A 20,090-nucleotide genomic window follows, 5' to 3' on the forward strand; every position below is an offset into this window, starting at 1 on the left:
CCGTCACGCGCGACGACTCGCTGCGATCTAGCTCTTGCTGACGGTAGAAGTCCATTGCTACCGTCAGATTATGGATGGCCCGGACTTCCCGATCCTTGGCACGGAACCCATTGCGGTGGAGTTCGCCAACACCCGCTACGGCATCGGTGACGACCGCATCGACTTCCTGGGGACGGCCCGGTGGATCGAGCAGTGGTTCATACTCGTCTCCACCCGACACGGACTCCCACCTTCGGACGAGGGGATGGGTGGCGACGCCGCGCGGGTCCGCGCGCTGCGCGACGCGGTGCACGACGTGCTGTCGGCGACCATCGACGGACAGGTCCCCGAGACGGGGTCCGTCGACAGGGTCAACACCGCCGCAGCCGCCGCGCCTACCCACCCGCGCCTGGACTGGACCGCCGGGACACCCACCGCGCGCCGGCTCGACACCACCGGCGGCAGCGCCGCCGTACTCGGCCACATCGCGACCTGCTGCATAGAGCTGGTGACCCGGCCGCACTCCAGCATCCTGCGGCGGTGCGGCAGCCCCGATTGCTCGCTGATGTTCGTACAAAACCATTCGCGCCGACGCTACTGCCACCCGTCGTGCGCGCACCGAGACCGCCAGGCCCGTTACTACCGCCGCCATCTCAAAGGAGCGACCTCATGACCATCACCTGGCGCCGGCTCGGCGAGCCCGACTTCCCCCTGTTGCGTCGCTGGTTGGAGCGGCCGCACGTAGCTCGATGGTGGAACCATGAGACCTCGGCCGAGGCGGTGCTGCGTGACTTCGGCCCCGCGGCGCGAGGCGAGGAGCCGTCGGAGGACTTTCTCGCCCTGCTCGACGGCCTGCCCCTCGGGCTGGTGCAGCGCTGCCGGCTCGCCCACTATCCCGAGTATCTCGACGACCTGTCCCCCATCGTCGATGTGCCCGCCGGCGCGATGAGCATCGACTACCTCATAGCTGACCAGGCGCGGACCGGGCGCGGCCTCGGCCCTCGCATGATCGCCTCGATGGTCGAGCGCACCTGGTCCGACTACCCCGACGCCGCCTGCGTTCTGGTGCCGGTGGTAGCGGCCAACCGGGCATCGTGGCGGGCGCTGGAGAAAGCAGGCCTGCGACGGGTCGGCGAAGGGAGTATCGAGCCCGACAATCCCATTGATGACCCGCTGCATTATGTGTACCGAGTGGACCGGCCACAGCCGAAGCCGGCCCTCTGATCTGCAGTCCAGGCTGCTGGCCGCGCCCGGGGACAGGATGGAACAAGTCGGACTGCGGTTGCAGGTACAGGCTTGGAGACTCCGGGCGCCAGGTCGTCGACCATGGCCGGCCCTGTGGCCGCCCTGGCCGCACGGTAGGGGTCTGCCCTGCGCGACTATAAGCTGCCCCGGTCACCGCTCCGGCCCGCCGCGACGCCGGGACGACGGTATCGTCCGGCCGAAGGGCTTGTAGTAGCTGAGCAGGATGGTCACGAGCAGCACCCCGGATGCTCCCCCGGAGTCCTTGACCAGCCCGTACGTGTCCGCGGGAACTCCCCCAGCCAGTGCCACGCCGGCGGCTGCGGAGAGCGTGGGCACGAGAACGAACACGGCCAGCAGCGTGCCGCCTGCGGTGAAGACCAGCGAGATGAGCACCCACCAGTAGCGCAGCAGTCCCCACGGGGTGAGCAACCCCAAGGCGATGCCGGTGGAGAGGGCAAGCAGTGCCAGGGGCAGCACGAGGAAGTCGCCGAGCATGTATCCGGCCGGATAGACGGTCAACGGGTTCGACCCCTGCCACCCCGCGACGGCCAGAGCGAGTACAGCGGCGTCGGCACCCAGCAGTCCCAGCGAGGCGACCACATGCACGATCCGCAGGGCCTTGCGCCAAGGCGGTGCCAGCCGCATCCTAGGCCGGCCGCGGGGCTCACGCCTGCTTGCCGGCCCTCCTCCCGCCCGCTCTGAGAACCGGGGGTCGGCGGTGCTGTTCACTGGAGGTCCTTCCTGGTCGGTTACGGCGCGGGCTGCAGGTGGCGCCAGAAGGCGCAGTTGTGACTGCTCATGAAGTTCACCGGATGCACACTCTGTGGACCGGACGCGAGCGAGAGGACCGTACCGCCGGAGTGACAGGCCGCCCAGCGGGGCAGCCCGGGGATCCCAGAGAACGTCTGGTGGTCGGAGCCGGCGAGACCGTGCACGGTGCCCTGGGCGGTTCGCACGAGGGCCGGATCCTGATCGTCGGCCACCCGTGCGTGTGCCACGCCCCCGCCCAGCGGAACCATCACGGCGGCGGCGAGGACAAGCAACAGCGGCCTTCTACGCATGCGGCCAGACTTTCGGCTTCCGGGTTGTTCCGCGTCGTCTCGTAGGTGGTCCCGCGACTACGCCTCCTGTCGTACGCGAAACAGGGGACGGCTGTCTTCGGCCCTCGTGTTCCGCACGGGAGTGTCAACTCAACGGCTGATCTTGGTTGTGGTCAGAGGTTGGCAGGGGTGAGGCGGCCTTCGAAGGCGATCTGTAAGGCGTTCAAGGGCGCCTTCCAGCGCATGGTCCATCTCTTGCGGCCCTTGCCGGCGGCGCTCAGCGCGACCGGCTGGATGATGTATCAGCGAACGAGCAGTACCAATGCGATGAAGGCTGCGAGCATGAGGACCATGGCCGCAGCGATTGGGCCACGAGCGCTGGCTCCGATGACGACGCGGCCCCGCGTGATTTCCTGATTCAACGCACGGTAACGGACGGTGGCGTAGCCAAAGCCGGCGATTGCCGCACATACGAGCACGCCGCCTGCGGCAAATGCGTAGACCTCGTTGTGTGAGCCGAACTTCGCCGCTCCCAGACCGAAGGCCATCATGGCCAAGCTCGTCCGCAGCCAGGCGAGGTAAGTGCGCTCGTTGGCCAGGTGCTCGCGAACCCGGAGATCGCCGGCTGGGATGGACGACTCGTTCACCGGTTAGGCACTCCCCGTCCGACCGATTGGGCCCTCTTTGCGACCCGTTCAGGGCAGGCCGTAATCCGCTAGGGCACGATGTTACAAGAGGTTATGCCAGGTGGGGGCCTCGGGAAGAGGCTCAAGCCAGTGGTGGGAGGCGATGAACCTTGAGTGGTCCCCTACGCGGAAGCGAACCTGATCATCCCTCGCCTGACGGGGTCAGAGAGCGAAAAGTCGTCAAGCCGACTCCGCCCGAGCTCATGGAGGACGCCGGGACCGGTCTGGACTACGGGATTCGGCCGGACCGCGCGCCTGGCTACATCACCCCGATCGACCGCTTCTTCCTTCGCAGCCACGCACCGACCCCCCATCTGGACGCGGCGAGATGGTCGCTCCGGATCGAAGGAAGTGGGGTACGCGAGCCGATCACCTACACCTACGCCGATTTGTGGGATCACTTCCCGCTGATCTCAATGGTCCGAACGATCGAGTGCGCCGGTAACCGCCGTGTGCTGTTCGGCGAGGAGTACGAACGCAAGTTTGAGGGAACCCAGTGGGGCCGCGGCGCGATCAGCACTGCCGAATGGACCGGCGTCCGGTTGCGCGACCTGCTCGAACCGGCGGGGATCACCCCAAAAGCTCGCGAGGTCATGCCGGAAGCGCTCGACGAGATCCAGGCCCGCCGGCCCATGCCGCTGGCCAAGGCGCTTGCCGACGACACCCTGCTCGCGCTGGCCATGAACGGCGAGACGCTGCCGCTCGATCACGGGTACCCGGCTCGGGTCGTGGTGTCCGGATGGCTCGGCGCCGCCAGCATCAAGTGGGTGGGCCGGATCGAAGTCTCCGAACATCCGCTGCACGTTCCGTGGAACACCGAAGACTACGTACTGATCGGTCCGGACTACCCTCCGCAGGCGCCCTCACTCGGTATGCCGATCACCGGCATACCGGTGGCGAGCCTGGTGGAACTGTCCTGGCCGGCACGGCTGCGGCCGGTACCGCAAGTCATCCGGGGGCGTGCATTCGCGGGAGAGAATCAGGTCACGGCGGTCGAATACCGCCTCGACGAGGGTTCCTGGCAGGAGGCGTCCCTGGCTCCGCCGGAGATACCGGGCGCGTGGGTACGCTGGCAGTTCAGCTGGGATCCCCAACCCGGCGATCACATCATCCGGGTACGCGCCACCGACGACCAGGGCCATACACAGCCCGACACCGTCCCATGGAATGAGCTGGGCTACTGCTATCACCCGGTGCTGTCCCACCCCATCCGAGTCGAATCCACGACCTGAGGCCGTATCGGGGCTCGGAGAACAGGCGGGCGAACTCATGACCGAAATCATCGCAGGGGTGGAGGTTCCCGAGACGGCGGCGGTCGCCGAGGCCACCCGCCACATCCAGGGGATGACCAGCCCCCTCATCTTCCATCACTCCCGGCGCGTCTTCTTCTTCGCCGCGCTTCACGCTCGCGAGGTCGGTCTGCGGCCGGACCCGGAGCTGCTCTACCTGTCCGCCATTTTCCACGATCTCGGCCTGCTGACGCCCTTCTCCGACGTGGAGCAGCGCTTCGAGCTCGATGGCGCCGACCACGCACGCAAGTTCCTGCTCGACCGCGGTTTTCCGGCCACGGCCGCCGACGTGGTCTGGGAAGCGATCGCGCTGCACAGCACGCCGAGGATTCCCGGCCGGATGGGCCCAGAGATCGCCGCCACACACCACGGCGTGCTGACCGACGTGCAGGGCGTGGGCTTGGACAAGCTGGATCGTGGCCTGGTGGACGAGATCAATGCTGTTCATCCGCGCGGCGACTTCAAGAACGGGTTCCTGCAGGCCCTTCTCGAGGGAACCAGAGACCGCCCGGACACCACCTACGGCACCATTAGTGCGGACGTATTGGTGCACTTCATTCCCGGTTTCCGTCACGTCAGCATGGTCGAGCGCGTCATGGGTTCGGCCTGGCCGAGCTGATCGGAACATCGAAGTGATCAAACCCCACAGGGAGCAACGTGGTGAGACAGGGCGCTCCTCGTCGCCACCTTGGACGAGGTCCCGCATCCATGGTTCTGACACTTGCGGCCTTGGCGAGCCATTGCAGCTGCAGGTAATCGGCAACGAAAGCCACCACCTCCAAGGGCATCCCGATCAACCCCGCCGAAGGATGCGGCAGGACCCTCCGCTCAGGCGGATCTAGATCGGCAACAGACCACTCCGAAAGGACGTGGCGACGAACACCGACGCTAGCGATCGCCCTGCTGACCGCCCATCAGCTGGGGCTCGACGGTGCTGTGCGGTGCCCAGCGTGTGCCTGTGGTGGCCGACGTTGCCGTCACCGTTGCCGTCACCTCCGCGCGGCTGTCCAGTGGCAAGCCGAGGGCCGTTCGGAAGGAGATCCGGGTCTTCCGCTCAATCAGCGTCGGAAGCGGGCAGCGTTTCGGCGAGCCCCACGGCCATCGCGCGGAGCAGGAGCTTGAGGCGGGGTTCGAAGTCGAGCGCGATGTGCCCCCACGTGGGAACCTGCTCGTACAGTTTGGCCAGGGTTGGCGTGGGATGGGAGACCTGCCAGAACCCGCTGGCGAGCGGAAGCGTGGCTGCGATCATCGACTGCAACTGGCTCGCCGACATCGTGCTCACACGCTTCAGCATGTCGATGATCTCGTCGTGCGCCACGAACGCGTTCGTCTTGTAGCGGCGGGCCCGCTCGATGTCGACGTCGCCTTCCAAGTCCATCGGGACGTGTGCGAGGAGATCGCAGAAGACCGGTAGCGACGCGATCGTCTCCGTGAGCACGTCAGCGACATCGACCGGCTGCAGGCGGGCCCGCCCGGCCACTCGGGCGCCGATCGTGTCGCGCCAGTGGCCCCAGCCGCGCTCGGCGAGCTCCAGCAGGAGCTCTTCCTTGCTCGCGTAGTAGCGCCGCACGCCAGTGCGGTGGAGGCCGGCGCGCTCGGTCACCGCCGCGACGGTCACGAACCGAACGCCGCCGAGCTCAAGCGCGAGCGCCTCTGCGGCAGCAAGCAGGTCCTCCGAACGCTGCGCCTTGTCCTCGGCCGATCTCGCCCTCTCCCGCATCCCACAACAATAACGCACGCGACGATGCGCTATGCGTGGTACCGTCATGCGTAACGCATCACGTAGTGCGCTAACGCGAGGAGAGTCAGACATGAAGGCTGTGCAAGCCACCCGCTTCGGAGAACCGGCCGTTCTTGAGGTCGTCGAGCTGCCCGATCCAGCGCCGGGGCCGGGCGAAATATCCATCGACGTCACCCACGCCGCTGTCGGCCTCATCGACCTCTTCTTCCGCGAAGGTCGCTTCAAGGACCGGCCCGAGATGCCGCAGCCGCCGTTCATCCCGGGCCTCGAGGTCACCGGAACGGTGCGGGCGCTCGGTGATGGAGTGCGCGGGTTCGAGATCGGCGAGAAGGTTGTTTCGATGTCCAACGGCGGCGTCGGCGGTTACGCATCGGTCTTCATCGCGCAAGCACCTCACGCGGTGTCCCTTGAAGGCCACGACATCGACCCCGCTCTCGCGGTCTCTGTCGTGCCAAATGCCGCGATGGCGCACGTCGCACTGACGCGCGTCGCCCATCTGGTCGAGGGCGAGAGCGTGCTGATCCACGGAGCGCTCGGCGGATTCTCCGCGGCGTTCCCCGGGATGGCGAAGCAGCTGGGCGCCGGCCGGGTCGTCGGCACGGTTCGCGCGAGCAAGCTCCAAGCCGCCGCCACCACGAAGCTCCCGTACGACAAGATCGTCGACTCGGCGGAGCTCCCAGCTGCGCTCGGCGAGGAACGCTTCGACGTCGTCATCGACCCTGTCGGCGGAGAGGTGCGCAGCCAGAGCCTCGATCTGATGCGCCCCGGCGGTCGGCTCATCGCCTCCGGCAATGCCAGCGGGGACTGGGGTCACTCGGTCGAGACCAATCGGCTCTGGTTCGGAAGCGTCGCGGTCATGGGCTTCAACGCCGGCGCCTACCTGCCCACACACCCGGACACCGTGCGGCCCGCCCTCGAAGCAGCCGTCCAGGCTGTCGCCGCCGGACTCGGCCAGACCGAGGTTGACGTGCTCTCGTTCAGCGAGGCTGTAACCGCTCACCAACGGATGGCAAGCCGGTCGCTCAACGGGCGCATCGTCCTAACCCCCGGCGAACCGGCGTAAGCGACACCGTTGGTGACGTCCCCCAGACGCGTGCGACACTCAAGGCCGCCACGGAGCACCGACTGTACGCGCTGTACGTCCTGGCGCTCTGCCTTGGCCTGCGGCGCGGAGAGCTCTTCGGCCTCCGCTGAGAAGACGTCGACCTCGACGGCGCGAAGCTCGAAGTGGTTCAGACTCTCCAGCGAGTCGCGGGACGCCTGCAGTTCGTCCGGCCCAAGACAGAGGACTCAGAGCGAACGGTCCCGCTGCCCTCGATTTGCTTGGAAGCGCTGCGGGAGCATCGGCGCGGGCAGTTTGCCGAACGCTCAGACCGGTGGCCCGACTGGGAGGATCACGGCCTCGTGTTCCCGTCTCGGCGCGGCACTCCGATGGAGCCGGACAACCTACGGCGAAGTTGGGGAGCGATCCGCAAAACCGCCGGCCTCGGTGACATGCGGTTTCACGATCTCCGCCACACCTGCGTGACCCTGCTGCTCAACCTTGGCGTCCCGCCAGGTCGTCCGCGACATCGTCGGCCACAGCGGCATCGAGGTGACGATGACCATCTACGCCCACGCTTCTCTCGACGACAAGCGCCGAGCCCTTGGCAAGCTCGGGGATGCATTGAGCTGATCAAACCATTCTGCTGAAGGCCACTATCCAATCTGGAGGTGGCCTTCAGCATGTCGGCCCATAGCGGGGCAATTTACGTGGAACGAGCAGCGGACGATCTGCTTGGCTGTCCACATGACCCCAGCTCTGGAACTCGTCGTCGGATTCGCGAGCCGCGGCCGACTTGGTGAGTTGCACTGTGGGATGACGTTGCAGGGAGTGGAGCAGCTGGTCGGGCCGTTCCATGACCGCATGAAGGACTCCAAGCCTCGCCGGTGGCGGCCTCGTCTCCACTTCTGGGAGGACCTCGAACTCTTGATCTGCCACGGATCGGTGCTCGATATCGGAGTGCCATTGTGGCGGGAACGCGTCGCCCTGCCCGCGGCGCTTTCGGGCTGGCAGGGGCCCCAACCTGCGCTCCTGCACATGCTGGATGTCCTCAATGCCCTGAACCAAGTCGGAGCCGAGTGGGAACCCGCGCCAGGAATCGTGCTTGGCGACGAGGCGCTTGGCATCCGGACCCATCCCCATGACGTCCGCTTGGTCTTCGCTCCCGACGACTCATCGGATACCCCACGCCTGCACAAGATCCATAAGTCGGACTGCCGAGTCGATCTAGAGAACCATTCACCTCGACAAGGAGGGAACACACCATGACGCCGCACGACGTTGCTGTCACTGGAGATCAAAAACGCCCCGGCCGTGATCGGCTCGGGGCGTTCTGGCTGTTCAGGTGCTGTGGTCAGGGGCAGGGTCGAACTGCCGACCTTCCGCTTTTCAGGCGGACGCTCGTACCAACTGAGCTACCTGACCTCGGCGGCTGCCGCCGTACGCGGTCCTGACGGGACTTGAACCCGCGACCTCCACCTTGACAGGGTGGCGAGCACTCCAAACTGCTCTACAGGACCTCTATTGTCCGGAAGATTTCTTCCGTCTTGTTCGGCTCGCCTAGCTTAGCAGCTTCCGGAAGGTCATCGACCTTTCGTTTCGCTGCCACGCTCGGCGAGCGCGCGTGCCCCCAACGGGATTCGAACCCGTGCCGCCGCCTTGAAAGGGCGGTGTCCTAGGCCGCTAGACGATGGGGGCTCAGGGCGCTGCCCTGCTTCCGCGACGCCTTCCGTCGGAGACCTCTGAAGCATAGGGGACGTATGCCCCCGATGCCAAAGCGATAGGCGACGGGGAGCCGGTGATCGTCCCCGTTGGCTGCGGGGGGGTCGTCGACTCGGATGAAGACTCGGGAAGAATTCTACGACCAGGGTCCAGCTCGATATGACGCTCAACCTGGACTCGCTGCTCTCCGAGGCCGCCGACGGTGATGTCGTCCCAGGCCTGGAGCCGGTGCGTGCCCTTGTTGAAATAAAGCACCGAGGCCATCAACGGGGTCGGCTCGTCCCCTTCCAGGCCGCGCAGACCCGCGCCGCCGGTCGACCCCTGGATCATCAGCTGCGTGCCCGTCGGCAACATCTCGGTGGACCGCTGGTGCACATGGCCGGCCAGCACCAGGGCCACCTGGCCGGACAGCCCCCGGCCCACCGTCGGGTCGTGGACCGCCACGATGTCGGTGGGGATCCTGCCCGGGCTCGAGGTCGACCCCGACCTCGGCGTCTCGGGGGGTGCGATCTTCTCGGCCTGCGCACGGCCGAGATCGATGAGCTCCTGGCTGGAGTCGTCGGACTGCTGCACCGACTTGTCCGGCGTGAAGCGCGGATCGCCGATGCCGTAGATGCGCAGCCCGCCGACGGTCGCGGCGTTGCCGTCCAGCACGATCGCGTTCTTCTGCTTGGCGACCGCCCGCTGCGTGCTCATCGAGTCGTGGTTGCCGCGCACATAGACGTACGGCACGCCCAGGCGGCCGATCTCCTCGACGAACTCGTTCTCCGCGGTCGTCCCATGGTCGCTGATGTCTCCCGTGTCGACGATCAAATTGATCTTGAACTGGTCCTTCAGCGACTTGATGACGTTCCAGGCGATCGGGTTGATGTGGAGGTCCGAGACGTGCAGGACCCGGATCGTGCTGGGGTCCGGGTCGTAGATCGGCAGAGTCGAGCCGGCCTCGTAGAGCTGGGAGACGTTGGTCACCAGCTTCGCGAGCTGGCCGCGATACTCCGAGAACCGGGTCACGATCGACTGGGCGCTGCCCACGAGGGACGGCACGCCCGTCAGAAGGCCCGTGTAGCGGGGTTCGGAGATGGACCGGGGGTTGAACGTCAGGGCGGCGACCCCGCCCATGACGACGACCATGACGAGCGATCCCGCCCCGGTCCACGCGGCCCGGGACAGGCGCCGGAAGACCACCAGGCCGGTCAGGAATCCGGCGGCGGCGGCGAAGAGCAGCCCTCGGATGATCAGGCGGCGGAGCCCGTCGGTCACGTCCTGCCCGATGATCGTCGGAAGCCGGTCGGCCCATCTCGGGTTGTTCAGGATCTCCTGGGCCGCGTCCGGGTGGACCGCGTCGATGGTCAGGCTCAGCTGTACCGGACTGTTGTGGGTGTCGAAGCTCAGCGTGCCGAGCGGACGGACGTCGACGACGGTCTCGCCGCTCCATGAGGGACGCAGGGACATCCCGATGTCGGCGGGGCCCACCGGCGTGTCGACGGAGGCGCCGACGGCCAGGCCCAGCCATCCCCCGGCCACCGCGGCCAGGATGATCGCCAGGATCCGCGCCGTGCGGCCCTTACCCAGCCGCTGGGCGGTCTCCTTCCACTTCGAGATCTCCATGTCCTTCCTGCCTATCCGAACTCGCCGCCAGACGCGCACGCATGCCCTCGAGGATCAGGGCCACGCCGTGATCGAAGGCGTCCTGGCTCTGGGGACCGCCGATCCGGATCATCGCTTCACGGAGGTGGGGATACGGGGCAAGGATTTCCAGCGCCTCGTGGAACTGCGACCATTCACCGCTTCCCCGTTCCCTGTCGGCTTGCTCCTCAAGCACGAAGCCGCCGAGGAAGCTCGACAGGGCGGTCACGCCCCACATCGCGTCCTCGACGGCGAAACCCACCTGCGTGAGCGATCCGAGGATCATGTCGACCGTGGACAACATCCCCTGACCTGGGTGTGTTCCCGCCGTCAGCCGCACGGAGTCGCGGTGGGAGTTCAGCACCCGGCGTTGCTCCCGCACCCATTCCGCCAGCCACGCGTCCCACGTCTCCCCCTCGGCCGGCGGCCCGATCCGCGGGCCCTCGTGGACGGTGATGACCTCCGTCATCTCGTCCAGCAACTCCTGCTTGTTCTTGAAGTGCCAATAAAGCGCCGGAGCCTGCACGCCCAGCTCGGCCGCGAGCCTGCGCAGCGTCAGCTTCTCCAGCCCTCCCTCGTCGAGCAGCCGGAGCGCAGTCGCGACGATCTTGTCCCGTTCAAGTGCCACGGTTGACAGCTTAACAACGTTCAATGCACCCTTAACGTTGTTAGATTTAACGACGTTAAGGAGACTTCGTGATCCACGCCGAAGGACTGCGCAAGCGGTACGGCGAGGTCGACGCCTTGAAAGGGGTCGACCTCGACGTGCCACAGGGAACCGTCTGCGGGCTGCTCGGACCGAACGGCGCGGGCAAGACGACCATGGTCCGCATCCTCACCACGCTGCTCCGGCCCGACGGCGGCACGGCCCGCGTGGCCGGCTGCGACGTGGTCGCCGACGCCGACCGTCTGCGCCATCGCATCGGGCTCGCCGGTCAGCACGCCGCCGTCGACGAGCTGCTCACCGGCCGCCGCAACCTCGTCCTGTTCGGCCGCCTCTATCACCTGCCCCGGCGTACGGCGCGGCGCCGGGCGGACGAGCTGCTCGAGCGTTTCGGCCTGGCGGAGGCGGCGAACCGGCCCGTGAAGACCTACTCCGGCGGCATGCGCCGCAGGCTCGACCTGGCCGCGAGCCTGATCGTCGCCCCGCCGGTGCTGTTCCTCGACGAACCGACGACGGGGCTCGACCCGCGAAGCCGCCTCGCCCTGTGGGACCTGCTCCGGGAGCTCGTCTCCGACGGCACCACCGTGCTTCTCACGACCCAGTACCTCGACGAGGCCGACCGCCTGGCCGACCAGATCGTCGTGGTCGACTCCGGAACGGTGGCCGCGTCGGGCTCCCCGTACGAGCTCAAGGGCAAGGTCGGCGGCGGGCGGGTGAGCATCGCCTTCCGCGAGGTCTGCGATCTCTCGGCCGGCGTCGAGGTGGTCCGCGGCGTCCTCCCCGGCGAGCCGGAGATCGACCGGGCCGAGCGGCGGCTCACTGTGGCCGTCGAGGACGGCGCCGCCTCACTCATCAGGGTGGCCGCCGCCCTCGACGCGGCGCGCATCGACGTCGACGACCTCGGCCTGCGCCGGCCGACGCTCGACGAGGTGTTCCTGCAGCTGACCGAGGTGACCGAGGTGAACGCGGCATGACCGTGCTCGAACCGCCTGCCACGCGGGCCGGCCGGCTCGGCTGGGCCGTGATCGACAGCCTCACCATCGCGGGCAGGACCTACTCCCGCCTGCGCGCCCAGCCGGGCGAGCTGGCGGGCTTCCTGGTCTTCCCGATCATCATGACCGTGCTGTTCGGCTACGTCTTCGGCAGCGCGATCACGCTGCCCGGTGGGGGCGACTACCGCAGCTATCTGATGCCGGGCATCTTCATGCAGGTCGCGGCGTTGACCGCGGTCTCGGCTGCGACCTCGGTGAGTGAGGACATGGCTCTCGGGCTCGTCGACCGCTTCCGGGCGCAGCCGATCGCGCGCAGCGCCGTACTGGCCGGGCGAAGCGTCGCCGACCTGTCGATTCACCTGCTCTCCGTCGCCATGATGGCGCTGTGCGGCGTGCTGATCGCCGGCTGGCGCCCCCACGGGTCGGTGTCGGAGACCCTCGCCGGGTTCGGCCTGCTCGCCCTCTTCGCGTACGCGATGATCTGGATCGGCACCTACATCGGGCTCTTCGTGAAGAACGGCGCGCAGGCCGACGCGGCGACGTTCGGCTGGCTCTTCCCGCTGACGTTCCTGGCCAACGCCTTCGTGCCGCTGGAGGGGCTGCCGTCCTGGCTGCGTCCGATCGCGGACTGGAACCCGATGAGCGCGGTCGTCTCGGCCGCCCGCCTGCTGTTCGGCAACCCGGGTTCCGCCGCGGCCTCGTGGCCGCTGCGGCATCCGGTGACGGCGACGATCTGCTGGTCGGTGCTGATCCTGTCGGTCTTCGTGCCACTCGCCGTGAGGCGATACCGCACGGCGACGTCCCGGTGACACGATGGTGAGGTGATCGACGTCCCGCTCAGCAGGTTCGAGGAGCTCGTGGCCGAGGCGCTGGACACGGTTCCGCCCGATCTGGCCAAGGTCATGGACAACGTCGTGGTCGTCGTCGTGGACGATCCACCCGAGCCCGGGCTCCTCGGGCTCTACACCGGCATCCCCCTGACGGAACGCGGCGAATGGTATTCCGGCGTTCTGCCGGACCGGATCGAGATCTACCGCAACCCGACGCTCGAGATCTGCGAGACCGAAGAAGACGTGGTCGAAGAGGTGCAGATAACCGTGGTTCACGAGATCGCCCACCATTTCGGCATCAACGATGAGAGGCTCCACGAACTCGGTTGGTAATCGCATGGTCGCAAAGGGTCGAAACACCCGGGCACCGTAGGTAACATGTTGACCACGGTCTGTCAGGTGCGGTCCCACGCCCGTAGTGCCCGCTCCGTACAGAACGGCGACGGCCCGGCGAAAACGGCACATGTGCCGTACGGCGGGGCCCGGTATGGCACGTGCGGCATCCCCGGAGCTCAGCGGAGTGACATTGGTGGCCACCAAGCCCGGCAGACTTTCCGGAAGGCACCGCCGCCCGCCCGAGGCCCGCATCACCTACGGCGAGGTCGTCGCGATCAGGGAGTTCCGCTCCCTGTGGTTCGGCCAGGGGTTGTCGCTGCTCGGAGATCAGCTCGCGCAGGTGGCCCTGGCCGTACTGGTGTACAGCCGCACCCAGTCGGCGCTCGCCACGGCCGCTGTCTACGCCCTGACCTACCTGCCGCCCATCATCGGCGGGCCGCTGCTGGCCGGGCTCGCCGACCGTTATCCGCGCAGGCGGGTCATGCTCCTGTGCGATCTCATCCGCGCCGGGTTGCTCGCGACCATGGCCGTGCCGGGCATGCCGTTCGCCGTGCTGTGTGTGCTCGTGTTCTGCGTGGTGCTGCTCAGCGCCCCGTTCTCCGCGGCCCGGGCGGCGCTGCTGCCCGAGGTCCTCGAAGGTGACCGCTATGTCGTCGGCTCGGCCATCCAGAACGTGACCAACCAGGCGGTGCAGATGCTCGGCTTCGCGGCCGGCGGGGCGCTCATCGCCGTGCTCGGGCCGTACCGCGCGCTCGCGCTGGACTCGGCCACCTTCCTCGGCTCCGCGCTGGTGATCGTCGCCGGTGTACGGCGGCGCCCCTCGTCACGGCGTGAAGAGGGCGGGAAGTTGTCGATGTGGAGCATGACGATGTCGGGCGCGCGTCTGGTCTTCGGCGATCGCAGACTGCGCACGCTGGTCATGTTCGCGTGGCTGTGCGGTTTCTACGTGCTGCCCGAGGGGATCGCCGTGCCGTACGCCGCGTCTCTGGACGACGGCACGCTCCCGGTTCCGGTGATCACGGGGCTTCTGATGGCGGCGATGCCGATGGGGACCGTGGTCGGGGCGTTCCTTTTCGGACGGTTCGTCACCCCGTCAGGCCGTCTGCGGGCGATGGGGTGGATGGCCATGCTGACCTGTGCCCCACTCGTCGTGTGCCTGATGCAGCCGCCACTGGAAGCCGTGCTGGCCCTGTGGGCGCTGTCCGGGGTCGGCGGGGCCTACCAGCTCGCCGCGAACGCGGCGTTCGTTCAGTGCATCCCACCCGAGGAGCGCGGGCAGGCCTTCGGGCTCGTCCAGTCCGGGCTGCTGGCCGCCCAGGGGATCGGCATCCTCGTCGGAGGAGTGCTCGCCCAGCAGTTCGGTCCAGAGCCTGTGGTCGCACTGGCCGGCGCGGGCGGCTTCGCCGTCGCGGCCGTGCTGAGCATGCTCTGGACCGAAACCCGTACGGAGATCATCGCCAAGGTTCGCGCCGCCACCTGAGATCAGGCCTGCGCCGGATCCTCAGGCTTGGGAGCGGGCGGGTCGTCCGATGCGGGGGCCGTGGGCTCGGCCTCCGTCGTGGCGGCGGGCCGGGGCGCGGCAGGCGCAGCGTCAGCGGCGGGCGCGGAGGTCGGGGTGGAGGGGGCAGGAGCGGCAGGCGCCGGAGCCGGGGCGGCCGCGGGGGCGTCGGGCCGGCCGTACGGGTGCTGCTCATAACCCGTGGTCGGCTGGTACGGCGACTGGGGCTGCTGCTGCGCGGGACGGTTCCAGCCGGCCTGCGACCAGCCCTGGTCCCACTTGACCTTGGCGTCCTGCCAAACGCGCGAGTCCTTGTTCTTGGTGATGAGGTCCTGGGCGATGGACCCCTCCCTGCCCTCCTCGGGAACCAGGATCCACGCCACCGCGTAGACGCCGACTCCGAGGCCGCCGAAGAAGGTGGCGACGGCGAGGACCACGCGGAGGATGTTCGGGTCGACGCCGATGTACTCGCCGACTCCGGAGCACACCCCCGCGATGACCTTTCCATTCCTTGTGCGGCGGAGTTGTTTGACCGAACCGTTGGTGTTCATCTCGTTCATGCCATCAGATTGCCCTTTGCAGAGGCTTCCGCACATCGGGATTCCCCCTGGCCCAACCCCGACGATGCCCGGATACTCTGGCGTTCATGGACGACCTCCTGAATCTCGACGACCAATTGGCGCCCGAGCAGCGAATGGTCAGGGACGCCGCGAAAGAATTCGTCTCCGACCAGGTCCTTCCGCATGTCGGGGGCTGGTTCGAGGATGGCGTCTTCCCTGCCCGTGAGCTCGCTCCCACCCTGGGAGGGCTCGGCATGCTGGGAATGCACCTGGAGGGTTACGGCTGCGCCGGTCTCGACTCCATCTCGTACGGCGTGGCCTGCCGCGAGCTGGAGGCCGGCGACTCGGGCCTGCGGTCGTTCGTCTCCGTGCAGGGCTCCCTCGCCATGTTCCCCATCTGGAAGTACGGCTCGCCGGAGCAGAAGCAGGAGTGGCTTCCGAAGATGGCGGCCGGCGAGGCAATCGGATGCTTCGGCCTGACCGAGCCCGACCACGGCTCCGACCCGGCCGGGATGCGTACCAACGCGAAGCAGGATCCGTCGGGTGACTGGATCCTCAACGGCTCCAAGATGTGGATCACCAACGGTTCGATCGCCGATGTCGCCGTGGTGTGGGCGCAGACCGATTCGGGCATCCGGGGCTTCGTCGTCCCGACCTCGACCCCGGGTTTCTCCGCCCAGGAGATCCACCGGAAGCTGTCGCTGAGGGCATCGGTCACCGCCTCGCTGTACTTCGACGACGTGCGGCTCCCGGCATCAGCCGTCCTGCCGGGCGTGACCGGCCTGAAGGGGCCGCTTTCGTGCCTCTCCGAGGCCCGCTTCGGGATCGTCTGGGGCGTCGTCGGCGCGGCGCGGGCCTGCCTGGAGGCCGCGGTGGACTACGCGACGACCCGGGTGCAGTTCGGCAAGCCGATCGGGGCGTTCCAGCTCACCCAGGAGAAACTGGCCTGGATGGCCGTGTCGCTGGGCCAGGCCGGGCTCACCGCCCTCCACCTGGGGCGGCTGAAAGAGGCGGGACAGCTGAGGCCGCAGCAGATCAGCTTCGGAAAGCTCGCCAACGTCCGGGCGGCGCTGGACATCGCCCGCCAGGCCCGTTCGGTGCTCGGCGCTAACGGGGTGACACTGGAGTATCCGGTCATCAGGCACATGAACAACCTGGAGTCGGTGCTCACCTACGAAGGCACCCAGGAGATCCACACGCTGGTGCTCGGCGAAGCCCTGACCGGCCTGCCCGCGTATCGGTGACCGTGGTGCGGTGTCGTGTTCGGCGGTGACGGGCTATCGTGATCGCCCAGTAAAGCGCGTCGCAGAAGTCGCGGTACTCTCTGTACCCTGCATCTAGCGAGGGGTGCTAGCTCAATGGCAGAGCTGCGGACTTTTAATCCGTAGGTTCAGGGTTCGAGTCCCTGGCGCCCCACCCCTAATGACCTGGGCAGACTCCCAAATAATGATCATTTGGAAGCCTGCCCAGTTGCATTTCTGGTTGCAATTGTTCAGTTGTCCCACAGTGCGCGGCCCATCCTCGCCACCGCGTCACCGGCCAGATTCTCCGTGACGTGGGTGTAGCGCTTCGTTGTGGTGAGCTGGGAGTGACCCAAGATCACTTGAACGACTCTCATGTCAACGCCCCTGTTCCAGGAGAAGCGTCGCGGCCGTGTGCCGGGCGTCATGCACGCGGGCGTCCTTCTCGACCTCGGCCAGTTGGAGAAGTTCCTTCCTTCCACTCCTCCCAGTCATCGCGCGCCTCGATCGGGCCTCCACCCAGCCGGCACCACACCAAATCCCTAGAGCTGCATGGGGAGTGGGCCGCGGAGCAGGCCTCACCCGGCACTCTCACAGTGAGAGATCTACGAGAGCTCTGAGACGCTGTGCGCCGCCGCCGCGATGTCGTCAAGGTCGCCGACCGCTGCGCCGCCGGGGTCGCGCATCACACTCCTGCGGGCCTCAGCGGGGCGCTGAACCGCAACCTCTTCGACGCGCTCACGTCCCGATTCGACGAGGAACGCCGGTCTCGTCACTGCTCAGGCGCGCGGTTGGTGATCGAGCAAAGCGCCTGCTCGATAAACGCGGTCTTTGCCTCGCTGTAGCCGCGACGATCACTGCGGAACCGGGCGGCAAGATCCGCCTTCAGAGCCGCGTAGGCCCTCGCAGTCATCGGGTCCGCGCGGAGTAAGTCACGGAATACGAGGTGTCGAGCCAGTTCGCGGTTGCCGGTTGCGCAGACGTAGAGGTGGTGGGCAGGCGCATCGGCAGGCGTGGTGAACATCTCGCGTCCTTGAATCCCGCCGTCTCCTTCGTGGGCATAGCCGAGGCGACGAAGGGCTGTGATCACTTCGGCCAGATCATCACGGCTATGGATCACCACATCAAGGTCGACGATCGGCTTGGCGGACAGACCGGGTACAGCAGTGCTCCCAACATGTTCGATCCGCCAGGCGAGATCGCCGAGCTGCGCCTTCAGACGTCGGCGCAGTGTCTCGAAGATCTCGGGCCACTTCGGGTCATAGGGCACGACGTCAATGGGTCTACTCAACCTGAGTGCTCCTCGTCGCGGCGGTGGCAGCGGCGGTTTCGATCAGCGTCGACCAGGGGTCGGCGTAGGGCGCGGGAAGCGTGTGCGCATTCCGCGGATGCAGGTGTCGCGGGACGTGGGGCTGTTGAATCGGAGGCGGTCGTAGGCGGTGAACGCAGGCTCCAATGCGTCGAGCTCGTCGATCAGAGCGTGCAGGCGCTCGGACCACTGGAGTGAACCGGCATCCGGCTCGTGCGGCGCGGCGCTGATCGCTGTCGTCAAGTAATCCTTGCGCTGGATATTGGCCGGGTGACCGAGTGCAGACACACGTACTGTCCGCTGAGGTAGGAATTCCACTCCTCCTGCCCAACGGCAGGGTCGGCCCAGTGAGCGGTGAACCAGGTTTCGAGCTGGTCTAAGCCGCCTGCCTCTTCCACGAGAGCGAACAGGTCGGTCGGCACCATCTCGGCATCGTCGGAGCGGAGGTAGCCGGGAAGGGGCAGGCGCTGCTCCAGCATCAGCCGGCGGACCTCGTCGGCATCCCGGCCATGGGCTGCACACAGTTCCTCCAGGACCACGAACTGTGCGCTGACATATGTGTCGTCCGCATCAGACATCGGATGGTCGCCGTTGACCTTGCGGAACCGCTCGGCAAGCCGCTGTTTCAGGTCCGTCGTCGTCACACATAGCCCTTCGCCGTCACTCGCGGGGATCGCCACGCACCATGCTCCGGAGGCTAGCGGTCGGATAATTCTCTGCTCATCGAACTATCCAGACGTGTGGACATCGCGGCGTTGCCATCGTGGCGACTCATGCGGATTCCCGTGCTTCGGCGACGCTCCCGATCTGGACTTCGGCGGCGTTGACGCTTGCCACGACTACACCGACCCAGTCTCGTTTGTTCTCGCCCCATCGGATCAGAGGAAATCCAGCACAGCGCCCAACTGCATGACCTGTCACAGTGGGCACCGTCAGAAGATCCCCAACGCTGAGGTTTCGATCGCGCTGCAGGACGGGACCCGCAAGCAGGGTGCCATCGAAGCCTTCAAAATCCGGATACACCGACTCGATGCGAAACGCGAAGCCGCTCACGTCCAGAGACTGTAAGCGCCACCGTGATCGCCAGAGCCTTCAGTCCGCATCATCGTTCGCCAGGCTGAAACGCGCCTCTTGCACCTTCGATGTCTCCGCTTGCCCTCATGTCTCGCACAGCGTGGACGGCCGCCGCTCTGTCCCTTGCGAGGCAGTCGAAACTCTGTCGACCCTGATCGGTGCCCGGTTTACCCTGGCCGCATGGCCCACGCGAAGACCTCCTTCGTCTGCTTGCCCTGCCGGGCCTCGTACAAGCAGCCCTACCCCGCCTCAGGCATCGACGACCGGCTGTGCCCACGCTGCGCCCAGCCGCTCATCCACGTCGGATCCGCCTTCGCGGCGCCGCGTCGGAGTGATGGTGCCGGGTGGCGAGCGCTGTCGGTTCTGCTGAACGCCGGCGTCCGCTTTCACAAGAGTTGTTGTGGCGGCCCCGGCTATCGCCCACGGACGCTCAGCGAGGTACGCGCACGGGTGGAGCACTCCCGGCGCACCGGAGAACCACTCGCCAAGACGTTGGTGCGCCGCGAACTGCCCCAGACGTCGTGATCACGTCCCCAGAAGAGCCGGAGAACCCGCCCTCTGCAGTGGGGGGCATGGCCGAGATCAGCCGACCTCAGGACGGTCGCTACGCCGAGCTGCGCAGACTCGGCGAAGACGAACGTCGCGGCGCGTGAGGGCGGAACTCCGCCCGAAATCCGGCCCTCGTGTCGTCCGAAGCGCTTCTCGTCTCATGAGAATCGGCTACTGGGAATCGATATGCGGTCACCGCCGTTCTTGGTCGTGCGGCTTCCGCATCGGAAACCGTCCGGACGAGACGCGCCGTACCCGGCCTGCAAAGACGACGCTCCCAAGGAAAGGGAGCCGTCATGGCCTGGATCATGCTTGTCGCCGCCGGTCTGTTCGAGGTCGCGATGGCCTACACGCTCAAGCTCAGCAACGGGTTCTCCGTACCGCTGGCGATCGTGGGTTTCATCGCCTTCGCCCTGCTCAGCTTTGGTCTTCTCACGGTCGCCCTGAAGAGCCTCGACGTCGGTACGGCTTACGCCGTCTGGACGGGCATCGGCGCCGTCGGCACCGCCACTCTCGGCATGATCTTCCTGGGAGAGGACACGTCCCTCCTCAAGATCGCCTCAATCCTTCTCATCCTCGCCGGGGTCGTCGGTCTCAACCTGGCGGGCGGCGGCCACTAACCCTGCCGATGCCCCCAGGCGGGGCCCAAAGCGACGGGGGTTTCGGC

The 20,090-nt window shown here is 67.1% G+C and carries 26 protein-coding genes, 4 tRNA genes and 1 riboswitch; of the genes, 15 read left to right on the forward strand and 15 right to left on the reverse strand.

Annotated features, from left to right (window positions below; genetic code table 11):
- The first annotated feature begins 34 nt into the window (after nt 1–34).
- Both Pph01_RS20005 and Pph01_RS20010 read left to right on the forward strand, forming a co-directional pair.
- The gene (locus Pph01_RS20005) at nt 35–652 is read left to right on the forward strand and encodes a CGNR zinc finger domain-containing protein (RefSeq protein ID WP_204074653.1); all 618 of its coding nucleotides are present in this window, start codon (nt 35–37) and stop codon (nt 650–652) included.
- The gene (locus tag Pph01_RS20010) at nt 649–1,203 is read left to right on the forward strand and encodes a GNAT family N-acetyltransferase (protein WP_204074654.1); all 555 of its coding nucleotides are present in this window, start codon (nt 649–651) and stop codon (nt 1,201–1,203) included. The genes Pph01_RS20005 and Pph01_RS20010 overlap by 4 nt, the downstream gene beginning before the upstream one ends.
- Before the next feature lie 171 nt (nt 1,204–1,374).
- On the opposite strand, the gene Pph01_RS20015 is transcribed toward Pph01_RS20010, so the two are convergent.
- The 3 genes from Pph01_RS20015 to Pph01_RS20025 all read right to left on the reverse strand — a co-directional run bounded on the left by Pph01_RS20015 (nt 1,375) and on the right by Pph01_RS20025 (nt 2,911).
- Entirely contained in the window at nt 1,375–1,869 is a 495-nt protein-coding gene (locus Pph01_RS20015) for a hypothetical protein (protein WP_204074655.1), read from the reverse strand.
- Nucleotides 1,870–1,973: 104 nt separating this feature from the next.
- Complete coding sequence (locus Pph01_RS20020) at nt 1,974–2,285, reverse strand: hypothetical protein (RefSeq protein WP_204074656.1); 312 nt, start codon at nt 2,283–2,285, stop codon at nt 1,974–1,976.
- Between the two features lie 281 nt (nt 2,286–2,566).
- Complete coding sequence (locus Pph01_RS20025; RefSeq protein ID WP_204074657.1) at nt 2,567–2,911, reverse strand: YidH family protein; 345 nt, start codon at nt 2,909–2,911, stop codon at nt 2,567–2,569.
- Between the two features lie 242 nt (nt 2,912–3,153).
- Between Pph01_RS20025 and Pph01_RS20030 the strand changes: the two genes are divergently transcribed.
- Together Pph01_RS20030 and Pph01_RS20035 are read left to right on the forward strand one after the other, a co-directional pair.
- Nucleotides 3,154–4,182, forward strand: a complete 1,029-nt coding sequence (locus Pph01_RS20030; RefSeq protein ID WP_204074658.1) for a sulfite oxidase — start codon at nt 3,154–3,156, stop codon at nt 4,180–4,182.
- Nucleotides 4,183–4,219: 37 nt separating this feature from the next.
- Nucleotides 4,220–4,858: an HD domain-containing protein gene (locus Pph01_RS20035; protein WP_204074659.1), complete on the forward strand. Its 639-nt coding sequence runs from the start codon at nt 4,220–4,222 to the stop codon at nt 4,856–4,858.
- Nucleotides 4,859–5,293: 435 nt separating this feature from the next.
- Here Pph01_RS20035 and Pph01_RS20040 read toward each other — a convergent pair whose 3' ends face one another.
- Nucleotides 5,294–5,959, reverse strand: a complete 666-nt coding sequence (locus Pph01_RS20040; protein ID WP_204074660.1) for a TetR family transcriptional regulator — start codon at nt 5,957–5,959, stop codon at nt 5,294–5,296.
- 31 nt (nt 5,960–5,990) lie between these two features.
- On the opposite strand from Pph01_RS20040, the gene Pph01_RS20045 reads away from it, so the two are divergent.
- The 3 genes from Pph01_RS20045 (at nt 5,991) to Pph01_RS20055 (ending at nt 8,291) form a co-directional block, all read left to right on the forward strand.
- Entirely contained in the window at nt 5,991–7,043 is a 1,053-nt protein-coding gene (locus Pph01_RS20045; protein ID WP_204074661.1) for a quinone oxidoreductase family protein, read from the forward strand.
- A gap of 164 nt (nt 7,044–7,207) precedes the next feature.
- On the forward strand, nt 7,208–7,672 hold the full coding sequence (locus tag Pph01_RS20050; RefSeq protein ID WP_239116860.1) for a tyrosine-type recombinase/integrase: 465 nt from the start codon (nt 7,208–7,210) through the stop codon (nt 7,670–7,672).
- Nucleotides 7,673–7,769: 97 nt separating this feature from the next.
- Nucleotides 7,770–8,291: a hypothetical protein gene (locus Pph01_RS20055; RefSeq protein WP_204074662.1), complete on the forward strand. Its 522-nt coding sequence runs from the start codon at nt 7,770–7,772 to the stop codon at nt 8,289–8,291.
- Between the two features lie 82 nt (nt 8,292–8,373).
- Here the strand turns inward: Pph01_RS20055 and Pph01_RS20060 are convergent.
- From Pph01_RS20060 to Pph01_RS20080, 5 genes are all read right to left on the reverse strand, one after another.
- A tRNA-Phe gene (locus Pph01_RS20060) sits at nt 8,374–8,447 on the reverse strand.
- A 20-nt stretch (nt 8,448–8,467) separates the two neighbouring features.
- Nucleotides 8,468–8,542, reverse strand: a tRNA-Asp gene (locus Pph01_RS20065).
- 105 nt (nt 8,543–8,647) lie between these two features.
- Nucleotides 8,648–8,720, reverse strand: a tRNA-Glu gene (locus tag Pph01_RS20070).
- On the reverse strand, nt 8,721–10,352 hold the full coding sequence (locus Pph01_RS20075) for a metallophosphoesterase family protein (RefSeq protein WP_204074663.1): 1,632 nt from the start codon (nt 10,350–10,352) through the stop codon (nt 8,721–8,723).
- Entirely contained in the window at nt 10,309–10,998 is a 690-nt protein-coding gene (locus Pph01_RS20080) for a TetR/AcrR family transcriptional regulator C-terminal domain-containing protein (RefSeq protein ID WP_204074664.1), read from the reverse strand. The genes Pph01_RS20075 and Pph01_RS20080 overlap by 44 nt, the downstream gene beginning before the upstream one ends.
- 68 nt (nt 10,999–11,066) lie before the next feature.
- Between Pph01_RS20080 and Pph01_RS20085 the strand changes: the two genes are divergently transcribed.
- From Pph01_RS20085 to Pph01_RS20100, 4 genes are all read left to right on the forward strand, one after another.
- A complete protein-coding gene (locus Pph01_RS20085; protein WP_204074665.1) occupies nt 11,067–12,008 on the forward strand; it encodes an ATP-binding cassette domain-containing protein in 942 nt (313 codons plus the stop codon).
- A complete protein-coding gene (locus Pph01_RS20090; RefSeq protein ID WP_204074666.1) occupies nt 12,005–12,835 on the forward strand; it encodes an ABC transporter permease in 831 nt (276 codons plus the stop codon). The genes Pph01_RS20085 and Pph01_RS20090 overlap by 4 nt, the downstream gene beginning before the upstream one ends.
- Nucleotides 12,836–12,847: 12 nt before the next feature.
- Entirely contained in the window at nt 12,848–13,189 is a 342-nt protein-coding gene (locus Pph01_RS20095; RefSeq protein WP_204074667.1) for a metallopeptidase family protein, read from the forward strand.
- A gap of 154 nt (nt 13,190–13,343) precedes the next feature.
- A complete protein-coding gene (locus Pph01_RS20100; RefSeq protein ID WP_204074668.1) occupies nt 13,344–14,672 on the forward strand; it encodes an MFS transporter in 1,329 nt (442 codons plus the stop codon).
- Between the two features lie 2 nt (nt 14,673–14,674).
- Here Pph01_RS20100 and Pph01_RS20105 read toward each other — a convergent pair whose 3' ends face one another.
- Nucleotides 14,675–15,250, reverse strand: a complete 576-nt coding sequence (locus Pph01_RS20105) for a PspC domain-containing protein (RefSeq protein WP_204074669.1) — start codon at nt 15,248–15,250, stop codon at nt 14,675–14,677.
- 86 nt (nt 15,251–15,336) lie between these two features.
- Between Pph01_RS20105 and Pph01_RS20110 the strand changes: the two genes are divergently transcribed.
- Nucleotides 15,337–16,494 carry an acyl-CoA dehydrogenase family protein gene (locus Pph01_RS20110; protein ID WP_204074670.1) on the forward strand — a complete coding sequence of 386 codons (1,158 nt, stop codon included), beginning with the start codon at nt 15,337–15,339 and terminating at the stop codon, nt 16,492–16,494.
- 100 nt (nt 16,495–16,594) lie between these two features.
- Nucleotides 16,595–16,666, forward strand: a tRNA-Lys gene (locus Pph01_RS20115).
- A gap of 76 nt (nt 16,667–16,742) precedes the next feature.
- Here Pph01_RS20115 and Pph01_RS43380 read toward each other — a convergent pair.
- The 5 genes from Pph01_RS43380 to Pph01_RS20135 all read right to left on the reverse strand — a co-directional run bounded on the left by Pph01_RS43380 (nt 16,743) and on the right by Pph01_RS20135 (nt 18,853).
- A complete protein-coding gene (locus tag Pph01_RS43380) occupies nt 16,743–16,868 on the reverse strand; it encodes a hypothetical protein (RefSeq protein ID WP_275412850.1) in 126 nt (41 codons plus the stop codon).
- 395 nt (nt 16,869–17,263) lie between these two features.
- Nucleotides 17,264–17,782 (reverse strand): GrpB family protein, encoded by a 519-nt coding sequence (locus tag Pph01_RS20125; protein ID WP_204074671.1) that lies wholly within the window; start codon nt 17,780–17,782, stop codon nt 17,264–17,266.
- A 42-nt stretch (nt 17,783–17,824) separates the two neighbouring features.
- Nucleotides 17,825–18,118, reverse strand: a complete 294-nt coding sequence (locus Pph01_RS43715) for a DUF6058 family natural product biosynthesis protein (protein WP_345483325.1) — start codon at nt 18,116–18,118, stop codon at nt 17,825–17,827.
- Nucleotides 18,040–18,480: a hypothetical protein gene (locus Pph01_RS20130; RefSeq protein WP_345483326.1), complete on the reverse strand. Its 441-nt coding sequence runs from the start codon at nt 18,478–18,480 to the stop codon at nt 18,040–18,042. Before Pph01_RS20130 ends, Pph01_RS43715 begins: the two co-directional genes overlap by 79 nt.
- Before the next feature lie 91 nt (nt 18,481–18,571).
- On the reverse strand, nt 18,572–18,853 hold the full coding sequence (locus Pph01_RS20135) for a hypothetical protein (RefSeq protein WP_204074672.1): 282 nt from the start codon (nt 18,851–18,853) through the stop codon (nt 18,572–18,574).
- A gap of 201 nt (nt 18,854–19,054) precedes the next feature.
- Between Pph01_RS20135 and Pph01_RS20140 the strand changes: the two genes are divergently transcribed.
- Complete coding sequence (locus Pph01_RS20140) at nt 19,055–19,399, forward strand: hypothetical protein (protein WP_239116862.1); 345 nt, start codon at nt 19,055–19,057, stop codon at nt 19,397–19,399.
- Between the two features lie 236 nt (nt 19,400–19,635).
- Nucleotides 19,636–19,701: riboswitch (guanidine-III (ykkC-III) riboswitch) on the forward strand.
- A gap of 18 nt (nt 19,702–19,719) precedes the next feature.
- Nucleotides 19,720–20,043 (forward strand): DMT family transporter, encoded by a 324-nt coding sequence (locus Pph01_RS20145; protein ID WP_204074673.1) that lies wholly within the window; start codon nt 19,720–19,722, stop codon nt 20,041–20,043.
- The last annotated feature ends 47 nt before the right edge of the window (nt 20,044–20,090 follow it).

The organism is Planotetraspora phitsanulokensis, from assembly GCF_016863295.1.
In the GTDB taxonomy this organism is placed as follows: Bacteria; Actinomycetota; Actinomycetes; order Streptosporangiales; family Streptosporangiaceae; genus Planotetraspora; species Planotetraspora phitsanulokensis.

Coding starts and splice junctions, on each gene's coding strand:
- Pph01_RS20010 (WP_204074654.1), top strand. CDS start 649: ATGACCATCACCTGGCGCCGGCTCGGCGAGCCCGACTTCCCCCTGTTG.
- Pph01_RS20015 (WP_204074655.1), bottom strand. CDS start 1,869: ATGCGGCTGGCACCGCCTTGGCGCAAGGCCCTGCGGATCGTGCATGTG.
- Pph01_RS20020 (WP_204074656.1), bottom strand. CDS start 2,285: ATGCGTAGAAGGCCGCTGTTGCTTGTCCTCGCCGCCGCCGTGATGGTT.
- Pph01_RS20030 (WP_204074658.1), top strand. CDS start 3,154: ATGGAGGACGCCGGGACCGGTCTGGACTACGGGATTCGGCCGGACCGC.
- Pph01_RS20035 (WP_204074659.1), top strand. CDS start 4,220: ATGACCGAAATCATCGCAGGGGTGGAGGTTCCCGAGACGGCGGCGGTC.
- Pph01_RS20040 (WP_204074660.1), bottom strand. CDS start 5,959: ATGCGGGAGAGGGCGAGATCGGCCGAGGACAAGGCGCAGCGTTCGGAG.
- Pph01_RS20045 (WP_204074661.1), top strand. CDS start 5,991: ATGCGTGGTACCGTCATGCGTAACGCATCACGTAGTGCGCTAACGCGA.
- Pph01_RS20055 (WP_204074662.1), top strand. CDS start 7,770: ATGACCCCAGCTCTGGAACTCGTCGTCGGATTCGCGAGCCGCGGCCGA.
- Pph01_RS20075 (WP_204074663.1), bottom strand. CDS start 10,352: ATGGAGATCTCGAAGTGGAAGGAGACCGCCCAGCGGCTGGGTAAGGGC.
- Pph01_RS20090 (WP_204074666.1), top strand. CDS start 12,005: ATGACCGTGCTCGAACCGCCTGCCACGCGGGCCGGCCGGCTCGGCTGG.
- Pph01_RS20100 (WP_204074668.1), top strand. CDS start 13,344: ATGGCACGTGCGGCATCCCCGGAGCTCAGCGGAGTGACATTGGTGGCC.
- Pph01_RS20105 (WP_204074669.1), bottom strand. CDS start 15,250: ATGAACGAGATGAACACCAACGGTTCGGTCAAACAACTCCGCCGCACA.
- Pph01_RS20110 (WP_204074670.1), top strand. CDS start 15,337: ATGGACGACCTCCTGAATCTCGACGACCAATTGGCGCCCGAGCAGCGA.
- Pph01_RS43380 (WP_275412850.1), bottom strand. CDS start 16,868: ATGAGAGTCGTTCAAGTGATCTTGGGTCACTCCCAGCTCACCACAACG.
- Pph01_RS20140 (WP_239116862.1), top strand. CDS start 19,055: ATGGCCCACGCGAAGACCTCCTTCGTCTGCTTGCCCTGCCGGGCCTCG.
- Pph01_RS20145 (WP_204074673.1), top strand. CDS start 19,720: ATGGCCTGGATCATGCTTGTCGCCGCCGGTCTGTTCGAGGTCGCGATG.